Origin of the sequence: Xanthobacter pseudotagetidis (assembly GCF_043194795.2) — a bacterium.
Classification (GTDB): Bacteria; Pseudomonadota; Alphaproteobacteria; order Rhizobiales; family Xanthobacteraceae; genus Xanthobacter; species Xanthobacter tagetidis_A.
Window position 1 is genome coordinate 2,611,203 of record NZ_CM195534.1, and the last position, 20,550, is coordinate 2,631,752.

Below are 20,550 nucleotides of genomic sequence, written 5' to 3' on the forward strand. Positions count from 1 at the left end.
ATAGGAGGCAACTCCTTAACGGCAAGTATCTTATGCCCTTAAGAGCACCAAAAAGGTCATTCAGTGCTCTTAAGAGCACTCACCTCGAATAGGCGAGCAGCGACCAAGCCTACCGAATCGCGGAAATGTGCGGACTCCAAACACTCCCAGAGTCAATATCTTGTGGAAAAAGAATCACATTGAACCAAATATTGCGGAACTCCGATGAGTTCCTATCTCAGGTTCCAAAGCGCCGGCGACCCATCATTTTTGGGACGCACCACGTTTATAGAACAAATCCAGTACGGGAACGACCATGACCGCCTCTCTCACCTTTTTCCCTGTTTCCAACGGAGACATGGTTCTGATGTGCCTCGACAACGGTCAGCGCATCCTCATCGACATCAATATCCGCGGCAAGGCGGACGACGACGATGACGACACGCCGGACGTCGCCGAAGATCTGCGAAGTAGGCTTGAGCGGGACAACCAGGGCCGCCTCTACGTCGACGCCTTCCTGGTCAGCCATCCCCATAGCGACCACGTCGCGGGCCTGCGCAATCATTTTCATCTTGGGCCACCAGACTCCTGGGACGAAGACGACGACAAGATCCTGATCCGCGAGATGTGGTCGTCACCTGTCGTGTTCCGCCGCGCCGGCGCCAACGGCGAGTCGCTCTGCGAGGATGCCAAAGCCTGGCAAAAGGAAGCACGGCGACGCGTCGCGCTCTTCCGCGAGAACGGGTTTTCGACGGGGGAAGGCGATCGCATTCTGATCATGGGCGAGGACATCGACGGGAAGACCGACGATATTCTCGACATCGTCATCAAGCGCGATGAGACGATCGACGCCTGCAACCGGGTGGAGGACGGCTCGTTCCAGGGGCGGTTGCTGGCCCCCCTTCCTCCCATTGACGACGACGACGAGGAGACGCTGCGGCACAATCAGTCGTCGGTCATCATCCGCTTCTCGCTGCGCGGTGGCGGCATCAGCGATCGTTGCCGCTTCCTGACCGGCGGCGACGCCGAAGTCGCGATCTGGAATCGGCTGTGGAATTTGCACAAGGCAGAGCGCGCGGACTGGTTCACCTACGACATCATGGAGACACCGCATCATTGTTCCTGGCGCAGTCTGAGCTTTGATCGCTGGAGCGAGATGGGCGAAGCGGTCAAGGTCGATCCTGACGCGCGAAGCGCGCTCTCGCAGACGCGCAAAGGCGCGATCATCGTGGCGAGCTGCAAGCCCATCAAGGCGGACGACGACAATCCGCCGCACGAGCGGGCGAAGCGCGAGTACGTCGACATTCTCGACGATGATGCCGACCGGTTCTTCTGCACCGACGAATACTGGAACGACAAGAAGGTCGCCTTGGAGTTCGAGGTGAAGTCGAACGGCATCGTGCGGAAAATCGGCAAGGCATCGGCTCTCGCCGCACCGGCTCTCGGCATCAGCGCGACCGCCTCGCAGGCCCGCCCGCATGGAACCGGGCATGGCGGGAAATGACTTTCGCGGCCACGCCGAACGTTTTCTTGCGGCAGCGCTTCGTCATCCGGAGTGCCGGGGCGGCCGCCTAGTATCTGTCGATGCTGGCGGCTCGCGTATTGAGCTCGATTTGAACGTCGAGATGCCGCTCCAGTTCAAGGTCGACGGCGCGAGCCCGAACGGCGTTCGCGTTGTCGAGACGGTCAACGTGAGGCTCTGGCCCAGCTACCCATGGTCATCGCCCTCGTTCTCCTTGCGGATGGACTTCCCGAGGGATCTTCCCCACGTTCAGCCAGGTCCGGTGACCGAGCCGCCGCGCCCCTGCCTGATCGATGGCAACCAGCGAGAGTATTTCTTCCAGTTTGGCCTGGTTGAGCTCGGCATCTTCAACCTCGTGCATCAGCTTATTCTCTGGCTTCAGCGCGCAGCCGAAGGCACGCTGATCCATCACGGACGAGGATGGGAGCCGACCTTACGTCGTGACCTTAACGACGTGATCGCGCTCAATGCCGAAGCTTGCCGCGCGGTCGTTGATCGCAACGGTGGATATCGGGTTTTCAAGTCCACCTTCTTCCGTAGCGGCGGGGACGGTTCGCTCGTCGACAAGCAAGGCACCACGTGGCTGGACGTCAGCCAGACTCAAGCTGCACTCAAGCGGGATGACAAGAAGCTATTCGGGCGAAATACGCGGGATGGATACTGGTTCGGCGACACGGTGAGTTGCCTCGTCTGGCCCGATAAGAAGCCGAGTGGAGACGAGTTCGTCGCTGCGGCCTACATGCCTGAGACCGTCGACACCCTGGCCCGTCTGAAAGAGCGCGCCAACGAACTTGGATGCGGTCGAGGGTTGGACGTCTTTCTCGAAAATCTCAACCGCTGTTGGCAGGGCTATGTGCTCGAGGCGCCTGTTCCAATCGGAATCATCCTCTGCGCGCGGAGGCCCGAGCATCTGGTGGGATCGGTATCCAATATCGAGTTGCTGCCTTATCTGGTGGACATCAAGGCCATGAAGGGACGCGCCGCACTCTTCGCGGCAGGTGATGCGGAGCCCGTTGTGCCGGCCATGCAGATCGATGCGACGAATCCCACGCTGTTGCGCGACGTCTCCGGCGCTCCCGAACTTGCTCCCGTGTCGATGCTGGGCTGCGGCAGCGTCGGTTCAAAGATGGCGATGCATCTCGCGCGGTCGGGCGTAACTATTAGCGCGGTCAGCGACAATGGAATGCTTCGACCGCACAACATGGCGCGACACGCGCTGGCCCGTGCATCGTTCGCCGGTTCAAAGGCAAAAGAGCTCGCCAGTGAGCTCGGGCTGCTCGGACAATCGCCCGCGGTGCACGACGGCGATATGGTCGCCGACCTTCCCAAGAACGAGCAGCGCAAAATGTTTCTGCCGAAGGACGCGCGCTATGCTGTCAATACCACGGCATCACTCGCCGTCCGTGAAGCTCTCTCAACGATCGGATCGAAGCAGGCCAAAGCCCGGTTTGCTGAAGCGGCACTCTTCGGGCGCGGCGATGGCGGTTTCCTGCTGTTTGAGGGTGCTGCCCGCAATCCAACGCTTTGCGACCTGACCGACGAGCTCAACGCCACGGTGACGGACGACCGGGTCCGCAAGCTGTTGTTTGACCCTGAATTCGGCCTGACGGAAATTCAAATCGGTCAAGGATGCGGATCGCTCACCATGCCGATGACCGACATGCGTCTGTCCGCGATGACGGCGGCACTCACTGAAGAGCTTGTCGGCCTGATGCAGGCCGATGAGGATCCGGGATGCATCGTTGTCGGAACAAGAGCTGAAGGATCGTCCAACACTACCTGGACGCACGAACGCGTCGCTCCCTTCGAGGTCGTGACCATTGAGGGTCCGCAGGGATGGACCGTTCGGGCCTCCTCACGTGTCATGACCAAGATCGCAGAAGAGGTGGCGCGCTATCCTACCGTGGAGACCGGGGGAGTCCTGATCGGCACATGCAGCGCACGCCTGAGAACGATCATCGTGGTCGACTTGATCGAGGCCCCGCCGGACAGCGAGCGCTCAGCGACCCGCTTCGTGCTGGGGACCGCCGGCTTGAAAGCTGCCATCAAAGTGCGGCATCGAGCCAGCGGCGGGACGCTTTTCGACGTCGGCACATGGCACTCGCATCTGGCGGATCAAGGCCCTTCCGCGCTCGACCGCGCCACGGCTCGGCAGCTCGCGGCGGAACGACCACCTCCCTCTGTATTGCTGATCCAGGCTCCCACACGCCTCTACGCTCTTATGCATGATGGAGCGATAAAATGAGCGGAGACGGCTGCGTAGCCTAAACCGGTACGCTTTCCTGCCGTTGATCTGATTGTTATCGGTCTGATCAGGCGGCTGATTGTGGCGGTATCCGTCTCAAGTCATGTGCAGGTCAAGCAAGCAGACGCGTTCAACGTGGATGAAATGGACTCTCGCCAGCGGTGAGCACACGCGTACCTAGAGATTCTTGCGGGATTCGATGTCCGTCGGCGAATAGAGATTCGACCGCGCCCCGCAGATCTTCCGGAAGCCAGGCGAGATCGGCTAGCGTAGCCCTTTCATTCGGGCGAAGGGCCGTTCGCGCACCTCGGTTTAGAAGCCACGCATAGAGAGACGCAGCAGGCTCAAGCGGCAACCCACCGCGCTGAGCACGGCGCTCCGCTGCTCGGCTCGCAATGCGCAGCCCCGCGGGGTCGAGATCGCCAAAGTAGAAAAGCCCTTCGGCCCGGAAACGATTAATCAACTCATCGATAAACATCTCATCGTAGGCCAGACTCTTGCCGTGACCGCCGCCGGCATAGGCGACGGCGGCGTAGCGTCCCGCACCGCGGTTCCAGGCGGAGAACGAGGCCCATGTGTCGTTGTTCTCAACAATGAGGATCGGCTGGCCGCGCGCAGTTGCGGGTCCCGCTTCGAACGGCAAAGGAATGGGGCATAGACGACAACCAAGTGAAGTGAGACTGACTTGCCCGAAGAGATTGTTTGTGCCGCCGCGTAGGTGATCGAGCCGCTTCTCGTCGCCGAAAATTTCTAGTGAGCGTTCTTTGATCGGCACGATGAGGCTCAAATCGGGATCACTTTTGAGCCACTCGTTGATGCGCTTCGCCGATTCCAACCGCAACCGGTTGCGCTCCCCTGCTGCAAAACTAAGCAATGGATGCCAAGCATAGCCGGCGATAACGACGGGTGGGCGTGGTTGTCGTTGCCCGGCGAGCATAACAAATCCCGGCAGGGCCGCGCCGCCGGCGCGGTCCCAGCTTCGTCTTTGCTTGGGAAGAAGTATCTCTCCCGTATCCGCGGCATTGAGGAGCACCTCAGCCAAGCGGGTGCGCCGATCCGGCTGCTCGGCAAGCTCGGGGCATGCCGAGGCGAATTCCCGGCGGAGCATGTCTAACGGGATACGCCTTCGCCCCGTTTTCTTGAGAGCGCGTACAAAGCGACGCGCGGCCTCAGGCGGCACGCTCGTCCCCCTTCAGGAGATAGTCGCCGGAGCGCACCCGGATGTATTTCGGCTGGCCATCCAACAGCACGCGCTCGCCCTGCACCAAACGCGTAATTGCGGGGAACATGTTGAGAACGTGCTTGTCCTCGCTACACGTCGTCACGAACAGCTGAATGTCCAGTAGGTCCGCCATCGTTTTCTGCAACACAATGTGCTCCATCATGTTGGACATGCCGTACGTATTGTCGAGCATCAAGAAGCCGCCCGACGCTGCGTTCTTTCCGTCTGTACGCTCGTCCATCGCCAGCTTCTGGATCACCGTATAGAGCATCATCGCAACGGTTACGCCCTCACCGCCTGACAGACCCATACGGTCCACGCGCATATACGGCTGGATTGCATCTCGCTTGGGCTTGAGAATTTCGATCTCAAGCGCACGACCGGCGTGTACACGGTTCAGCAATTCGGCAGCCAGGACGGCACCATCTGAGGGAACACGTCCGGTCTGTACCTGCTCGTCCAACCAGATCGAGAGTTGGTTGCGTACCATTTCGACTGGCACGTCACGCAGGCGCCGCTTGATCTTCAAAATGCGCTCGCCGCCGTAGAAGGCAATGTGGTCCGGAATCTTCGAACAGCGAGCAGCGCGCAGCAGGAGATCATCAGCGTGTATGACATGGAGCCGAAGCTGTTCCAGACACGCATTTTGGTCCCGCATCTGATTTTCGATCTCGCTGCGGACAATTCCGATGCGCTCGGTGATACGTGCTTGAAGCGTCTCGCGCTCCGCTCCCGCCGAGCGGTGCGAGTAACGGCGCAGGTGATCGGCGACTTGAGGTTCAAGACGGCGGAAGCTTTCGCTTTCAATCAGTTGGCGAATTTGCTCGAAACATGCTTCGGCCTCGTCGTCTAGCCGGCTGATTGTGGCACGCGTTTCTCCGATCCGGCTGATAACCTGATCGAGCGCAGGCTCGAGCTCATCATGATTCAGGCTTAGGTCTGGCAATTCGTCCCGGCTCGCTTCGGGGAGGTGCCCTTCAGCCCGCTTGGCAAGCGCTTGGACGCCGGTCAGCTTGCCTTTGATGTCAGCATGGCGCGTGCGCAAACCCGAATGCTCGCGTTCCATGTTGCGAATTTCAATTTCAAGCGCCTCTCCCTGTTGCTCACGCAGCGCAGCTTCATTGGCGCACAGTTCGGCTGGCACTTGCGCGAATTCCGGAACCGGAATGGGTTTTAGACCGCTTTTCTTTTCAGCCCGCTCGATCTTCCCACTGACGGGACCAAGCGCCGATTGAGCCGACGTTAGCGTCGCGTCTGCCTGGACGACGGCCGCGCGGCATTCCAAGTCATTCTGATCCGCTTCCTTGATTGCACGCGCAAGATCGGCGACAGCGCTAAACGGCCCAAAATCGGCCGGCCCCAATCCGTCGCTGGCCTGCGCGTATTCCTGTTCAAATTTAAAAATGCTCTCTTTCACTGCCGAGAGCTGGAGCGAAACTGTCGCCTGTTGCGCGTCCCGCTTGCTGGCGAGGGCATGTTCAGCCGTTTTGTATTGGCTGCGCAGATCGTCAAACGTGCCCGTTCGATCGGCGGCCGCACCGTCCGTCTCCGGATAGTGCGCCTTGTCGGATCGGCGTGCGTTTGCATCGGCGCGAAGCGCCACCGCACGGCCCCCGGAATCGGTCGCCGCCGCGCGCGCTTTCACGGCAGCGCCGCGAGATTTCAGCGCGGCATCCTGCTGTTGCTGCTGTTCAGCAGTTGCCACCGGAATGCGCGCGGACATTTCGGAGATATCAACATACCGACGTAAGAACTGATCGACAGCCTGTGTCGCCATTTTCAGCCGGCTGATTCCATCGGTAAGCTCATGCAGACGGTCGCGGAATTGCGCGCGCTCTTGCGCAATCGCCTTTTGCCGGGCAATGGCATCCTTGACCTGCTGATCCGCGCGCTCCTTATCGGACTTAAACTGCTCGCAACGGCGCAATATGTCGTCAGGGCGGTCATCGCGATAGTTCTTGTGAAGCTCGCGGAGTTGATCGACGAGCGTGCCAATCGCCTCGATCTGTGCCACACAGGACGCAAGCTCCGCTTCCTTGGCTGACAAAGCATCCGCAAGCCGGGACTTTTCTTCCGCAGCCGCCTGTTTGTTAACGCGCGCCGCGCTGAAGGGGCCAAAGACGATTCCCGTATCCGTGGCAGACGTGGCCGTGGTCTGCAGCGTCGCTTCAGAGACGACCACCGGGCCCTTGAGTTTCAGACGGCCATCACTTGCGAGCGTCGACAGGCGCTTGCGGTCAAGGCGCGCAACGAACACGCCGCCAAAGCGTGCCGGATCATCGCGCAACAGCGCCAATGCTTCGTCGGCATCCGGCTTGAACTGCGCCAGATAGTGTTCTGCCGGCTGCGCATCGACAATACCGGCCTCCTTAAGGGCTTGGGCGACCACAGCGACATCGGCCGGCACGGACGATACGCCTTCAGCGTCGAGAAAACTAAGCTCGCCTGCGATCGCCTCGCGCTCGGTCGCAAGCTTGCGGTGCACTTCTTCGGATAACGTCCGCGCGGCGCGCGCGCGCTCCGGCAAATCCGGTCGATATGGGTCTTTGGATTCGCCAGCCAGTATTGCGGCAAGTACCTCGCTGGCAAGAATGGCCTGCTCCAAAGTCCGGCCAGCCTCGCCGAGCTTTGCGAGACGCGCAGCCTCCTCTGCGCAGCGGCGCGAATCCGCAAGTGCCGCAGTGCGGAGGCCTTCAAGATCGCGCGCTTCCTTTTCTCGCTGCTCGTCTTGCAATTCGGTATCGGCGACGGCATCGCCTTGAACCTTCAATTCGCTATCGATGCGCGCCAACGCCGCAGCAGGACTTTCTGCCGCGCGAAGGGCACCCTGACGCTCGAGCTCCTTGCGCTCGCGGTCATGCTCCGCCACCCGTGCGGCGAGACGTTCGACTTCGGCCTTCAACTCCTGTGCGCGAATGCTCGCCGCACGATCCTCCTCGGCGTGCGCTTCAGCCAGCTGATTTGCCTCTTGGGCCCGCTGTTCGTAGATATGGGCATCACGCTCGGCCTCGGCAGCCAGCTGATCCAATAAGGCATGAAGATTCGCTCCGGCGCGCGCAAGGAGTGCACGGTCAGGAGCAAGATCCCGATCGATGCGATCCAACTCCGCCTCGAAGGCTTCTCGCTGTCCTTGCGCCGACGATAGTTTGCGACCGATATCAGTGGCGCGCGCCGCTTGGAGTCTGCGACTTGCGGCTGCTGAGCTGTCTTTTGCCCGTTCTACTGCCGCCTTGGCATCGCTAAATCGCCGGTCGGCAGCAGCCTTCTCCAGAAAGAGAACCTCTCCTTGGAGCTTGCGCTCGCGGGCGCGAGCGTCTTCGACACCCTGCCTCTTGATAGCCAATTCTCCGCCGACGATCTCCCATTCCACTTCCAGCTTGGTCTGATCGATCTTGAAGCGGGAAAACAGACGGCCGAGCCGCTTGAAGTCGTCGGCACGCTCGGCTTCGGCGGCTTCCAGAGCTCCGGCGGCGGAAATGAACGGCGTGAAGCCATCTGCAAGCTGCGTAAGAACCTTAAGCTGGTCCTTTCGCTGCGGCAGGCCGCGGATTTTCGTAAGTCCCGTCTCCAACGCCTGCACGACACTGTCGGCGGCATCCGGCGGAATCATAAAAGCGAATATCTTTTCGAGAAATTGTTGCTCGGACTTGAAATCGAGAAATGCCGCACCGATGCCGCCCTCTGTGCCGCAGAACCGGCGTTGCACTTCGATGACTTTCAGCTCCACCCCGAGTTCGGAGGTCAAATGCTTGCGCCATGCAGTGAGCGAGTCGGTGGAAAAGAATGTCGGCTTGCTGCGCATATCGCGCGCCCAACGCGTGAAGTCATCGAGCGAGCGCAATGGCGTGTCACCCGACAGCCCGCGAAAGGGCAACGTATCCAATGAGGCGTCAGCGTCGGCCTGGAATGCAAAGAACCGCCGGTGTCCCGGTTCTCCATCATCTCCCTTGGAAGCAGGCGTGAGCCAAAATACCTGGCCGATGACATGACGCACCGGTTTATTGTTCACGCCGGGTTTGATCAGCTCAAGCGCGACCACGCCAAGGCGTCCCGGCATGAAATAATGCTCGATCCTGTGCTGGCGGTTGATTTCCGTGCGCAGAAACTTGCGACGATCCGGCTCGAAGATGCTGAACAGGAGCGCGAGGATCGTGGTTTTTCCAACGCCGTTGGGCGCGTGAATAACGTGATGCAGTGCCGAACCGGTCGCGTCTGTCGGCTTGATCAGAAGCTCCTCAAACACGCCATCGACATAACCGCAGGCGTCCAGATATGCGCGACTGATCTTAAGCATGAGCATTCTCCCTCGCCTCACTGGCGCCGCGGGCCAGATCGAGAAGCGGCACGGAGGCATGCTCTGCGAGCATCATCCGAAAACGCGGCGTGGCAACGTAAAGATGGTTTCCGTCTTGACGCTCATCGACCGCCACGAAACCCGCTTCAAAAAGATGATTGAGGACCAGCCCGACAAGGCCATGCAGGTGGCTACGTGCCGTCCGTCGCGCATCCTCGACGATCTCGGGTAATGCCCGGATATATTGCCAGCCCTTTCGCCAGCGTGCAGCTGCCGCATCGCCCGTACGATCCTGCGATTCCAACGCCTGACATAGCTTGGTCAGACGATCTCTGATCTCGGACAATGTCGCGCTAGGCGACATGATCTCATCGCTGTCGAGCGCATCTTGTACCGGATAAAAGGTCGCGCACGCAGCCACCAACACGAGCGCCACAACCGCAGCGTCGTCATTTGAAAAGTTCCGGCGGAAGCGCGAGATCGTATAGGCGAAGACGGACTCCATTTCCGTACCCAGCACAATGCCCGTGCGCGCGTTCACACCAACCACCCGCAGCTTCAGACCTTCGGCGACGGAAGCGACAATGGCCTTGAAGCCTCCGTCATCCATCCAACGACGGACCAGATCGCGGTATTCTGGATGAGCTTCGGGCAGCGCACGCGGATGCAAGCCCCATTCGACAAGTCTCGAGGCGTCTTTCACGTCATTGGGAAGCATGAACTCCTCCGCCCGTGGCGCGCGAGAATCTCACATCGGTGCCCTCAACGAACCCCGCATCGAAACGCGTGCTCAAAATCGACGCGCCGCCGGCAACGTCTGTCGTGCGCGGATCGATCGCCTGTTCCAGGATAAGAAAAAGACAGCGTTGAAAGGCTGCGTCATCAGGTCGATCCGAGGCCGCCCGCGATAAAAGCTCACCGAGGGTGATGGCTCCCGTCGCGAGGATGGTCGCGCGTGCAAATTGTTCAGCCCGCGTGATGGTTGCCTCGTCGAAAGGCAATTCCAGCCCCACGGTAGGATCATCGAATTCAATGATCGGATCGAAGACGCCCGCCTCTTCAACATCCGGCTCGAATGCGGCAACCGCGGCTGCGATGTCGAGGACAAGCGGCGGCAGCGTTCCGGAAATCGCGCCAAAAACTCCGGATGCATTCTCAATCAAGAAGTTCGCCGGAACCCGCAACAAAGGATCGAGAATCTCATTTTCGAGATCGGGCAATCGCGCCAAGGGCCGCAGCTTGAGGGTGTCAGCCTGGAGGTGCAAATATTCATCTGCCGTCTTCTGCACCACGACGATGAGCTTGCGGTGACGCGTTTGCACATCGAGCAGCAGCGTGCGGATGCGCGAGAGATGGCGGCGGTCCGTCTCATCCGTTACATCAGCCGCCGTATCGCTCAATTGGGCCAGCATGGCGCCCTCGCGCATGATGGACGCATCCAGCAGACTGCGCGCCTCCTCCATCTTCGGGCCAAGCTCCTCATGCCACATGACCTTGAGGATGGCGCGGCGCGCTTCCGCCATAAGCAGCCGGATCGCTTCGGCAAGACGAATACTGTTGGTTCTCGTCCGTTCTGCCGCAGACGCCGCATGATCGTAGAGTCCCCGCTTGAGAAACTCTCCAACGATGATCTCGCTGACCTGCGTCGCTGTGAGTGGATCGTGCGCCAGCAAGCTGAGATGGATTTCAATCGCTTCCTGGGTCAGCCGGTAACCCACCGTCCCGTCCGGGAGCGGCTCCGCTCGCAGCAATGCGAATTCGAAAAAGACCCCCTCAGGCTGATCTGGATCGAACAGACGGACCTTGAAGCGCGCGCGGCGGTCGCGAGCGTTGGTCAAGCCGTCGAACACATGCTCTGCCAGCGCGGTCGCATCCGGGTCAGAGAGATTTCGCGACTGAAGCCGTGCCAAATCCGCAAGATATTCAATCAGCTCTGCGCGGCCCGCCGTTCCGCCGGCGCCCATTCGGTCGATCAGCAATTCGATGGCGGCAAGAGCCAGATAGCGCATGTCCACGCGCTCCGCCGTCTTGGCGGAGACGTGCAGCATTCCTTTGTTGTCTTCGGCCCGCTGCAGGGGCGCAATCAAGGACAGAGCTCGCAGATGGCTGGTCAGGCGCGGCGCAGCATCGGCGGAAATGAAACGCTGGTCGGACATGGACGCATTCGATTTGTCTGTGGATCGCCCCTGCAGGCATTACGGAGTGCAACTTTTGATGCGCTTTTCCCCTGGTGAGCACACACCAAGATTGAGGCGGGGTCTACCCGCACCAAATCAGGAGCTCTGGCTTGTCCCGGAACCCAAAGTATGGAACAATTAGAGAACAAATGCAAACCCAACGGCCGCCAGCCGTGGCGGCCGTTCCCCTCCGGACGACGCAATGCGCCCCTCCTCTGGACGGGTCTCAGCCCCTCAGGCGATCGGCAAAACGCTTGAGATCAACCCGATCCTCATCCATCAAAAAAAAGCCGCGAGCCGGATAATCATTGGTCCCGCCGGCGAGAACGCGCCGTCCGTCGATCTGCGAGACCATATAAGCAAAGGCCGGATTGAAGCGTCTAAGCGGCCATCCCGTCGCTGCATGCAATTCTTCGACGCCTACCGTGTTGCTCCTGGCAAGCGCCAAGTCCACGAGCGTAACCACATCCGACGCCGGGTCAGTCTTTATCGCATGCGGATCGAAAGTGATGAACAGCTCGGCGGCGACGCGTATCCGTGGAATGCGTTTGGAGATTACGGCGCTCGTCCGCAGATAACCGTCCTTCGCAAGCTCGGCCACGGCGAACGCCAACTCGTCCATGCTGGAATCCGGAAAGGCCTTCGTCAGTTCCTCTTCGGCGATGAAATCACCGAGGCCTTTTTCTGATCGTTCCGCAACCCATAGTGCAATGCGTACGGCCAGCTTGCCTAATTTTCCGACCCTCAATGTCGCCGGCTCCTTCGCTGGAGGCGCGATAATCGGCTTTACAGGCGGCACATCGCGGCTTGGAGGCAGCGCGCCGCTCGCAAGCCACGCATCGATGTGGTCGACGGTCATTTTGCAGATGTCCGCGAACTGAAGAATGTCCTCGCCAACCAAGGGCACCGTTTCGCCAAGGCGCGCATCAGCCGCGTGCTCGGTGAACATCGCATCGGCAATCCCGAGATTATGCCCAATGACATGACGCTTCTGGATATTCAGCGTGAGCACAGCAAGCGCATCAACACTCAGGCTTCCGAATGGATCGAAGCCGAATTCGGCGAAACGCTTCCGGCCCCGCTCGATGTTCTGGAAAGCATTTCCGACTGGCTTCACCTCGGGCGCGTCTGCGGGCCGCGTCGTGAGCTTGTAGAGATAGACGGTTTTGAGAGTTGCCTCGAATGCGGTCAGGACATCCTCATGCGCATTGCCGAGCAGCCGGTAAGCCAGTTCCCCCTGCTCTGCACCCAGCTTGCCGGCCATCTCCACTTGCTCCCGCACGAGCATCGCCTCGCGGGCGAAATGCAGATGGATGTTCGGCGCTCCGCAATCCGGGCAGAACAGCGAGATCGCAAAGACCCCGTAATCGCGGCCGCATTCGTCACATACCAACTCGCGCAGCAAATCGCGGCGCGCGAAACGGGGTCGAGGTTTCGGATGCGGCTGCGGACCCGGCTTGATCTTGACGAACTTATTCCCGGCGAATTTGCGCCCAAGATCGGCGAACATGCCATGAAAGGCCTCAGCGACGTCGGCCGCAGCGGCGTGCGCGACCACTTCCTGCGCTGCCGCTACGTCGTCCGGATGTGTGAAGGCATCGTCTTCATCCAATGTGCCGCTATACGGACAGATTGTGCCGGGCGTTCCCGGCATATGGGACATACGCGCGCTCATGGTTTCCGGGAGAGCGAAGCCTTCCACCCGGTCGCCAAGCAGAAAAAGTCGCGGATGCGCATTTTCGTTCGGTGAGTACCGATAGACACGGCCGTCCGGCGTTTTCGGCAGGGGAATTCCAAGCTGCATGTCGCTGCCGACCCCGCCGATCCTGTAACTCTCCAAATTCTTGAAGCGCATGGGTCAACATCCGCCTGGTCATTGAATCACGTCGCATAGCCGATTGTACCATGGTCAGGCAGCAACGGCCGATATTCTTAGCCCGCGCGTCATATTGCCTGCGCCATCTCCAAGTAACGGCAGAAGGCATTCGCAAGCTGCATCTGCTGCGGCGTACGGCATTCCGCTTCGAACAGCGACGGCGAGCCGACAAGGATGCAAACGCAGCGCGCCCGCGACGTGGCGACGTTCAAGCGGTTGGCGCTGTAAAGAAACTCCATACCGCGCGGCGCGTCCGCGTGGCTTGATGTGGTCATTGAATAGATGACGATCGGTGCTTCCTGCCCCTGAAACTTGTCGACGGTGCCGATCCGCGCACCCGGCAAGCGATCTTGCAATTCGAACACTTGCGCGTTGTACGGCGCAATAATCAGGATGTTGTCGAGTGCAACAGGAGCCTCTTCTCCGTCCGGTCCTATCCATGTCGCCTTCGATGCAAGGATCTCTTCGACCAAGGCCTTGATAACGTCCGCTTCCTCAGGGCTAGCGCTTTGATTGCCTTCATGTTCGACCGCTAGGTAGCGCAAGCCAGAGCCATTCACGCCGCTTTGTGATTTGATCGCCTGTTGCTGCAGGCCGGGTTTCGACCGCAGCCTGTCTTCGTAGAACAGCTCAGAAGTGAACGAACATATCTCCGGATGCAGCCGCCATGTTTCTTCCAGGAACAGCCCGCGGTCGGCAGTGACGGTGGCATGTTCGCCCAGGATGTGCTTGAGCGCCGATACGTCCGTTCCTTCCGGGTGACTGCCTTGCAATGGCTGTTCGAGTTGGCGCGGGTCGCCGAGCAGAACGACCGTCTTTGCCGCGTGCGACACCGCCAGGACGTTCGCGAGCGACATCTGCGCCGCCTCATCAACGAACAATACATCAAGGGCTTCGAAAGCTTCCGGGCGAGCCCATAGCCACGACGTTCCACCGGCCACCGGACAATCGGGCCCGAGCGAAGAGAAGATTTTGGCGTTGTCGGTCGTAAACCGGATGCCGGGAACGTCGTCCGCCTTTTCCGATAGCTTCTGGATGCTCTGAATTGGCTTGCCGCTCTGCTTGCACGCGCGCTGAATCTCATCCAGCAGATTGCGGATGACTTTATGGCTGTTCGCGGTGATACCGACCTTCTTTCCCGTTGCAACAAGGGCGCAAATCATGCGAGCGCCGATGTGCGTCTTACCCGCGCCCGGAGGTCCTTGAATGGGAAACACACAAGGCTCGAATGCCGGCGAGATGCGAACCGCTGCACTGCGCGTCGTCTCATCCACGTTTCTGATCGGCTGCCCACCGATCTTCGGCGCATCGAATAGAAGGAGATCGCGCGCCGCCTGATAGCGTCCCGGCCCCTTCATTCCATTTGCGATGACATATTCGGCGATACGCACGAGGGCTTCTGCCTGCTCCTCTGTTCCAATCACCTTATGCGAGAAAATTGCCTCCGGGTGCAGTGAAGCCGAATCCTGCCGCTTCTTGATGTCCACCGTACGGTCGTCAAGAGAGATCGCGTTAACTTTGCCAAACGGCTTCCCTCCGACCGCACGCAGATCTTCATCGCCGCGCAGCTCCGTTTCCTGCGCCGGGAAGCTGTAGCGGTGAATAGGCGCTTTTGCTGTTCCTCCAACATTGCCGGCGAACGTCAGGCCGGAGATCGCAGCACGCTCGTCGAGCAACTCCTCTGCGGACAGAGCCGACAAGCGGAAATACTCCCACCAGGTCGCCTTTATCTCGCGGCCGTGGAAATCCAGAACATTGCCCAGAAGCCAGCGTGCATGTTCATCCGGTGTCCGGTCCGTCACATCGACCGGAGCCACTTGCGTCAGGCTTTGGACGAGCGGAGCAATACGCTGCTGCCATGCGGTGAGCTTTTCGCTTGCGTCTCCGCTCTTGGGCTCGGGACGGTCTATTGTCGCGCCTCCCGTGAGGAGCTCGGCGCGCAATCCTTCGAGCCAATCACGCAATGCCCATGCCGATAAACAATCATCCTTGTTGTAAGCGTCGACGACCTTGCGATCGGCATCTTCTATGCCCTGCACATCGCCGAGCTCAAGGCAGGCCTGGACCTTGGCAAGTATCTTTCCGGCGTCGGACAAATCTTGCGCGCGCTTGTATTCGTAAAGCGGCTCCAGCTTCTTGATGGAATAGCTCTCGACGCTGGCGCGAATGCTGTGGCGGATCACGGCGAACAGATCGACAAGCACGCCGCCGCGCAGCAAGCGATCGATTTCCTCTTCCCGCGCTGCGTATCGGCCCATAAGGCGCTTCAAGGCGGCCGGTTCGTACGGCGCGAAGTGATAGATGTGCAGGCCCGGATATGTTTTGAGGCTCTCAAAGACGAAATCGACGAAGCGTTCAAAAGCAGCTTTTTCATCGGCCCGGGTGAACGACCATTCCGCGCGATGCTGCGCTTGTCCGCTTTCGTCCTGATAGGCATAGCCGAACAAGAATTCGAGCCCGCCGCCCCGCACGAAGGGATCGCCTTCGAGGTCGAAGAAGATGTCTCCCGGCGACGGTTCGGGCAGACAACAAAGCCCGAACCCGGGCTGAATCGGCAAGGCCTCATGGATGACCTTGCCTTCCGTCCGTCCCTTGACCTGCAGTCGCGCCTGCTCGCGAATTTTCTCGTAGCTCTGAGCGGCGCCACGATCCGGCTTCCACGGCCAGGGCAGAACAACTTCCGCCAGCGTCGCGGTCGTGCCGACATCATGGCGTCTCAATTCGCCAATCTGGCTTTTCGAGATTCCGGCGACGAGCGAGAGGTGATCGTCCTTTCGTCGCTTCTCATCGCAATGTCGCCGCCATCGGCAGATGTCGCAGTGCGGGTTCGGTTCGGGATAGAGATCGTCGGCCGTGCCATTGTCGACCGACTGTTCAAGACTGCGGCGCACGCGCCGGTAATAAGCCGAATAATCTGTCGTCCGATAGATTTCCGGCTCGAAGCCTGTCTCCGGGGTAACGACGTAGCTGAATTCGGGCAGTTTCTTCTGCATCGATGCGAGCAGCTCCGAATACAATGAAAGCTGCAAGACTGTGCCGCCCTTCGTCTCCTTGGCAAGCTTGGTGTCAACGACTTCATAAGACCAGGCGCCAAAGACGCTTGGCTTCTCGACGCGGCGAAGCACGTCAGCCCGCCCGCTCCATACGCCATCCTGAAGGGCGGCCTGGACAACGATGGATGCACCGCCCTTCATGGCGGCGACGGTCTTATTGACGGCATCCTTTTCGACGCCGATTCCGCCGATCAGGCGTATCTCATCTCCCTTCCCTTTGAGATGATCGATGTAAGCCTTTTCATGCTGCGCACCGCGTTCTGCCAGGACTTCCAGGACAGGATCCCAAACGGACGGCTTCGCGATCTCGCCGCGCGCGGTAGAGAGATCGAGCGCTGTCAGGTAGCGGCAGTTGAGATGCCCCACCAGGTCGCTCGCCGTAAGATGGACCGTTTCCCCGTCCTTGCGCATGAACGCCACGCTAGTGCAACCGGGGCGTGCTCCGCAACACGGCATTGAACTTTTCGGCTAATTCATGTTCCTGCGTCGCAATACGCGACGTATTCACTGCGGCCACCGCCATGCCCGTACAATCTTTGGACGCGCTCGGTCAGCCTATTTGCTCGTGGAAAAGACGACGTCCTGCGCGTCGATCCGGCGGAAGTCCGACACCGATCACGCTTGACGACTACCATCGCACACGGGCGGAGTTGCAATGGCACGCTCGCTGGCCGAGGCTGGGCCACCGGATCGAGCAATTTTTGTTCGGATCTCAAGCCGAATCTTACGTGCCTTACTTATTCTGACGCAGGACGAGTCAACGAAGGTGTCTGGCACGCAGTGTCTACCTGACCATTGCCTTCAATCGAGGTCAAACGTCAGGGAATTCAAACCAGCGCCCACCTGTCCCGCAGCATCTCGGCAAGCTGCGCTGATTCAGCAAGCGTAAGACTGGAGAGTTCGTCCGCAAGTGCCGCGAGATTCTTGGTTGTCCGCACGGCCGGATATTCATCCTCAATCATCTGGCTTTCAATGACCTGGCCGGGCTGGAAGTATCCAAGTTCCTCACGCAGCTTTTGCGCTCTTAAGATGGACTCCTCCGCCCAATCCGCTGTGTCCCAGAAAATGAAATCCTCAGACGAGCCGCGTATCCCACGTGCATCGAGTGCAATCCCGACGATGAAGCGCCTTTCCGGTCTTACCGCTTTTGCAGCGATGCATCGCGACCTCAGGTGAAGCATGCGATCGGCGCGGTACGCCGCGTAATCCTTCCCTTGATCGCCGCGACCGATGAACAGGACGTAGTTGATGTCTGCCTGGTCGGAGGGAAGCAATGTGCTTACCGCGTTATTGCGGGCAATCTCGGCGCGCTCCAGAATGAGTTTTGACAGGATGCGTCTTGAGAAACGTGTCTCACCGGCCATTGCTCTAACCAGTCGCTCGTGATCGGACATCTGTATTTCGTTCCCGAACTCAAGCGTCTGCGCCAAATAATGGCCGGTGACGTATTCGATCAAACCGTCCCAGAACTGCCCTATCTTGTTCCGCTCTCGCCCAGCCTGGAATTCGGGAGACGCCTGCGCTTTCGCCCACAAATCCGGTTCGAGCCGATATTCCTTGTCATGTTGCGGAAACTTGCGGCCGTTCCACAGGTAGTAGGCCAAGATGTCCAGTTCAGATTCCGCGTATACAAATTTCCCGTTTTCAAAGAGCGCCATCTTGCTGTTCAGGTAATGGATTAGGTCGGACGTCGTTGAGAGCTCCGTCAGCACGACCTTGATACTGTCTTCGTCGAATACATGAACCCAGCCGCGGGCTTGGCTTATTGTGCCGACCGTGAACGGTTCGGCATCGTCGACAATTCTTGGATTGATCCTGAGCGCACGCACTCCGGTTTCCGCCTTGGCTCGATCCAACGCGCCCAGTGCCACGCAAATGCGGTGAACACGCATCTCCGTAAGTGGCGGCAAACGGATCGGAAGAGGCTCCGCGCATCTGGTGTCGAGGAAGACCTGATCAGGATAGGTGCGAAGCCAGCGTTCCGCCTGGTCGACCTGATGAGCCGAGCGGGCGACGGACCGCCGAAACCAACGAGACCAATCAAGCATCGAGTCGCCGGTCAAGGGAAAGGCACAGGATTTGTCCGAGAACACAAGCACGTCGTTGCCAAAGACGACCAAGAGGTCCGTGAGCTCCTTGCTCGGCTTCTTGAAAAGATTGGGATAGGTCCAGAGTTTCAGGAATGAACGATCACAAAGCTCGGCCAGAAGCCGCTCGGATGGTGTCAGCCCCTCGGAACGTTTGAAGAGCATCGTCCGCTACTCCATTGTGGCCAAGTGTCCTTCAACGCGACCTAAGAGATCATCGCGCGTGCGAGCGTTCGCGGTAAGATCTGAAATGGCTGACGTTGCTTAGTGTGCTGGGGCGCAAAAGCGAAAGCAGCAGAGGGCAACTTTGCGAGAACGAATAGTAAAAAATCGTAGAACATGCGTGCACAGAAATTGCACACGACCCACGTCTAACTATTTGATTTCAATAAACTCTCTGTCCAATCCATCATCGGCGCGACTGAAAATGTAAAGTTTTGATTTTTCTGCATTATATAAACTTCGCCGGGCGCGTTCCGCGCGTTCGGGTCTCACCTCAAGCGGGCATTCCGCATGCGCCTCCGCGCGGCATCGGTATCAATGCGCATGCGGGCCATGCAGGCTCGCTGCCATTACTAGCCCAAACGCGGGCGCAGGGAGAGCGCAAATCGGCACGCGCCCCCGCGCCGGTTGGCCCCGTGCGGGAGATCGGCGCGCAGCAACCGGGGCGGCGTGACCCGGGCGGCGGCTCAGCATCCGGCCTCGCCGCCCGGTCGTGGCGCGCCTGCCTTCAACTTCGGCACGAGTCCGCCAAAATATAAGCATAAGATCAAATCATGATCATGATATCGGAGTCGGCGCCGTCGCGGCAGGGCGCAATGCTCGCCTGGCAGGCAGTTGGAATATTCTATTGACGTATCTCTAAAGTACTCGAATATGATTATTACAGCTTAGATTTAACGCAGCATGTCAGCCGGGAGATCGCTATGGGAATGCAGTCCATGGTCGACTTCAAGTGGCCGGGTCTCAGGCGGCCCCACGGCGACCACCTCCGTCTCAACCGCAGCGCCTTCGTCGCCGTCGATCGCCACCGGGACATCACCTACGACCCGGTCTATCGGCCGCAGGCCCTCTACCACCGCGCGCTCGAAGGCCTTCACGCCAACAACGGCGCCTTCCTGCTGCAGGAGGTGGCGACCAACCTTCCCATCTATCGGGAGGACACCGGGCCGACCGACTTCCACCTCCATCTGCCGCCCGGCGGGTTCCAGCTCGTCCTCGTCACCTCGGGGATGTTCACCTTCGACTATGACGGCAAGCTGTTCTATGTCGGCCCCGGCGCGGTGATGCTGCAGAGCGCCATCGTGCACCGCCAGCTGTTCTACACCTGGTCGGGGCTGGCGACGGAGGAGAACCTGAAGACGCCGCAGACGGTGGTGCCCGAGCCCCTGTGCATGGGTTATTCGGGCAAGTTCCTGGAGGCGTTCATCGCCGATCCGTCCACCTTCCCGAACCCCACCGTGGTGGGGCCCGACCAGATCCGGGAGGACGAGACGCCCCGCACCGCGTGGAAGCATCCGCTGCACAACCGTCCGGCCGGCGCCGGCTTCTGGTTCCAGGACCCGCTGGCGCTCGACGCGGTGTTCCGCGCCTATCCCGCCGATGCCATCGGGCCGCTGGCCTCGCCCATGCCGGTCTATGTGCGCGACATCGGCATCGAGGCGCCGAGCGGCAATCTGGTGACGGGGCACATCATCGCCACCGATCCGCGTGGCGGGTCGGTGCTGCCCAAGTCCGGCGCCGCCACCGACGCCGAGGGCCTCGCCAAGGGCGAGGTCGTGGTCTTCCGCGTCATCCGCGGCACCGCCGCCTTCACCGATGGCGCGGGCAAGCGCCTGGAGCTGGCCGCGGGCGACACCGTGACCGCCGGCAAGGACGCCATCAGGCTGGCGGAAGTGGGGGAGGACACGCAGATCCTGCGGCTTGGCCTGCTCAAGGGGATGGAGGACCTCAGGATGTGGACGCCGACCCAGCGCGACGAGATCGACGCGCTGGCGGGCCAGATCATCACCCGTTCCGACCTGCGCAGCGACCGGCTGGCAGGGAGCCCCGTGGGCTATCTCTACGAATAGCCGGGCATCCCATCTTTCGTGGT

The 20,550-nt window shown here is 60.0% G+C and carries 10 protein-coding genes; 3 read left to right on the plus strand and 7 right to left on the minus strand.

From position 1 onward, the window contains the following. The first annotated feature begins 295 nt into the window (after positions 1-295). Together mblB and cap2-3 are read left to right on the plus strand one after the other, a co-directional pair. On the plus strand, positions 296-1,483 hold the full coding sequence (gene mblB / locus V5F67_RS11925; protein WP_245303458.1) for an anti-phage 6A-MBL system MBL-fold protein: 1,188 nt from the start codon (positions 296-298) through the stop codon (positions 1,481-1,483). Continuing rightward, positions 1,470-3,746, plus strand: coding sequence for an anti-phage 6A-MBL system cap2_3 protein (gene cap2-3, locus V5F67_RS11930; protein WP_394017644.1), 2,277 nt, complete (start codon positions 1,470-1,472; stop codon positions 3,744-3,746). The genes mblB and cap2-3 overlap by 14 nt, the downstream gene beginning before the upstream one ends. Before the next feature lie 130 nt (positions 3,747-3,876). Here the strand turns inward: cap2-3 and V5F67_RS11935 are convergent, their stop codons facing one another. The 7 genes from V5F67_RS11935 to V5F67_RS11965 form a co-directional block, all read right to left on the minus strand. Beyond that, positions 3,877-4,779 carry a Wadjet anti-phage system protein JetD domain-containing protein gene (locus V5F67_RS11935; protein WP_394017822.1) on the minus strand — a complete coding sequence of 301 codons (903 nt, stop codon included), beginning with the start codon at positions 4,777-4,779 and terminating at the stop codon, positions 3,877-3,879. Positions 4,780-4,915: 136 nt separating this feature from the next. Continuing rightward, positions 4,916-9,262, minus strand: a complete 4,347-nt coding sequence (locus V5F67_RS11940) for a coiled-coil domain-containing protein (RefSeq protein ID WP_394017643.1) — start codon at positions 9,260-9,262, stop codon at positions 4,916-4,918. Then, a complete protein-coding gene (locus V5F67_RS11945; RefSeq protein ID WP_394017642.1) occupies positions 9,255-9,980 on the minus strand; it encodes a hypothetical protein in 726 nt (241 codons plus the stop codon). The genes V5F67_RS11940 and V5F67_RS11945 overlap by 8 nt, the downstream gene beginning before the upstream one ends. Further along, complete coding sequence (locus tag V5F67_RS11950) at positions 9,967-11,418, minus strand: hypothetical protein (RefSeq protein ID WP_394017641.1); 1,452 nt, start codon at positions 11,416-11,418, stop codon at positions 9,967-9,969. Before V5F67_RS11950 ends, V5F67_RS11945 begins: the two co-directional genes overlap by 14 nt. 247 nt (positions 11,419-11,665) lie before the next feature. Beyond that, the gene (locus tag V5F67_RS11955; RefSeq protein ID WP_394017640.1) at positions 11,666-13,294 is read right to left on the minus strand and encodes a hypothetical protein; all 1,629 of its coding nucleotides are present in this window, start codon (positions 13,292-13,294) and stop codon (positions 11,666-11,668) included. Positions 13,295-13,383: 89 nt separating this feature from the next. Next, entirely contained in the window at positions 13,384-16,779 is a 3,396-nt protein-coding gene (locus tag V5F67_RS11960) for a TM0106 family RecB-like putative nuclease (RefSeq protein WP_394017821.1), read from the minus strand. A gap of 416 nt (positions 16,780-17,195) precedes the next feature. Beyond that, positions 17,196-18,620, minus strand: a complete 1,425-nt coding sequence (locus tag V5F67_RS11965) for a hypothetical protein (protein ID WP_394017639.1) — start codon at positions 18,618-18,620, stop codon at positions 17,196-17,198. Between the two features lie 761 nt (positions 18,621-19,381). Here V5F67_RS11965 and V5F67_RS11970 point away from each other — a divergent pair. Then, positions 19,382-20,527 carry a hypothetical protein gene (locus V5F67_RS11970; protein WP_394017638.1) on the plus strand — a complete coding sequence of 382 codons (1,146 nt, stop codon included), beginning with the start codon at positions 19,382-19,384 and terminating at the stop codon, positions 20,525-20,527. Positions 20,528-20,550 lie beyond the last annotated feature (23 nt).

What these genes read in the sequence shown, in the direction of transcription:
- V5F67_RS11945 (WP_394017642.1), bottom strand. Translation starts at nt 9,980, where the DNA reads ATGCTTCCCAATGACGTGAAAGACGCCTCGAGACTTGTCGAATGGGGC.
- V5F67_RS11955 (WP_394017640.1), bottom strand. Translation starts at nt 13,294, where the DNA reads ATGCGCTTCAAGAATTTGGAGAGTTACAGGATCGGCGGGGTCGGCAGC.
- V5F67_RS11950 (WP_394017641.1), bottom strand. Translation starts at nt 11,418, where the DNA reads ATGTCCGACCAGCGTTTCATTTCCGCCGATGCTGCGCCGCGCCTGACC.
- V5F67_RS11970 (WP_394017638.1), top strand. Translation starts at nt 19,382, where the DNA reads ATGGGAATGCAGTCCATGGTCGACTTCAAGTGGCCGGGTCTCAGGCGG.
- cap2-3 (WP_394017644.1), top strand. Translation starts at nt 1,470, where the DNA reads ATGGCGGGAAATGACTTTCGCGGCCACGCCGAACGTTTTCTTGCGGCA.
- mblB (WP_245303458.1), top strand. Translation starts at nt 296, where the DNA reads ATGACCGCCTCTCTCACCTTTTTCCCTGTTTCCAACGGAGACATGGTT.
- V5F67_RS11940 (WP_394017643.1), bottom strand. Translation starts at nt 9,262, where the DNA reads ATGCTTAAGATCAGTCGCGCATATCTGGACGCCTGCGGTTATGTCGAT.
- V5F67_RS11960 (WP_394017821.1), bottom strand. Translation starts at nt 16,779, where the DNA reads ATGCGCAAGGACGGGGAAACGGTCCATCTTACGGCGAGCGACCTGGTG.
- V5F67_RS11965 (WP_394017639.1), bottom strand. Translation starts at nt 18,620, where the DNA reads ATGCTCTTCAAACGTTCCGAGGGGCTGACACCATCCGAGCGGCTTCTG.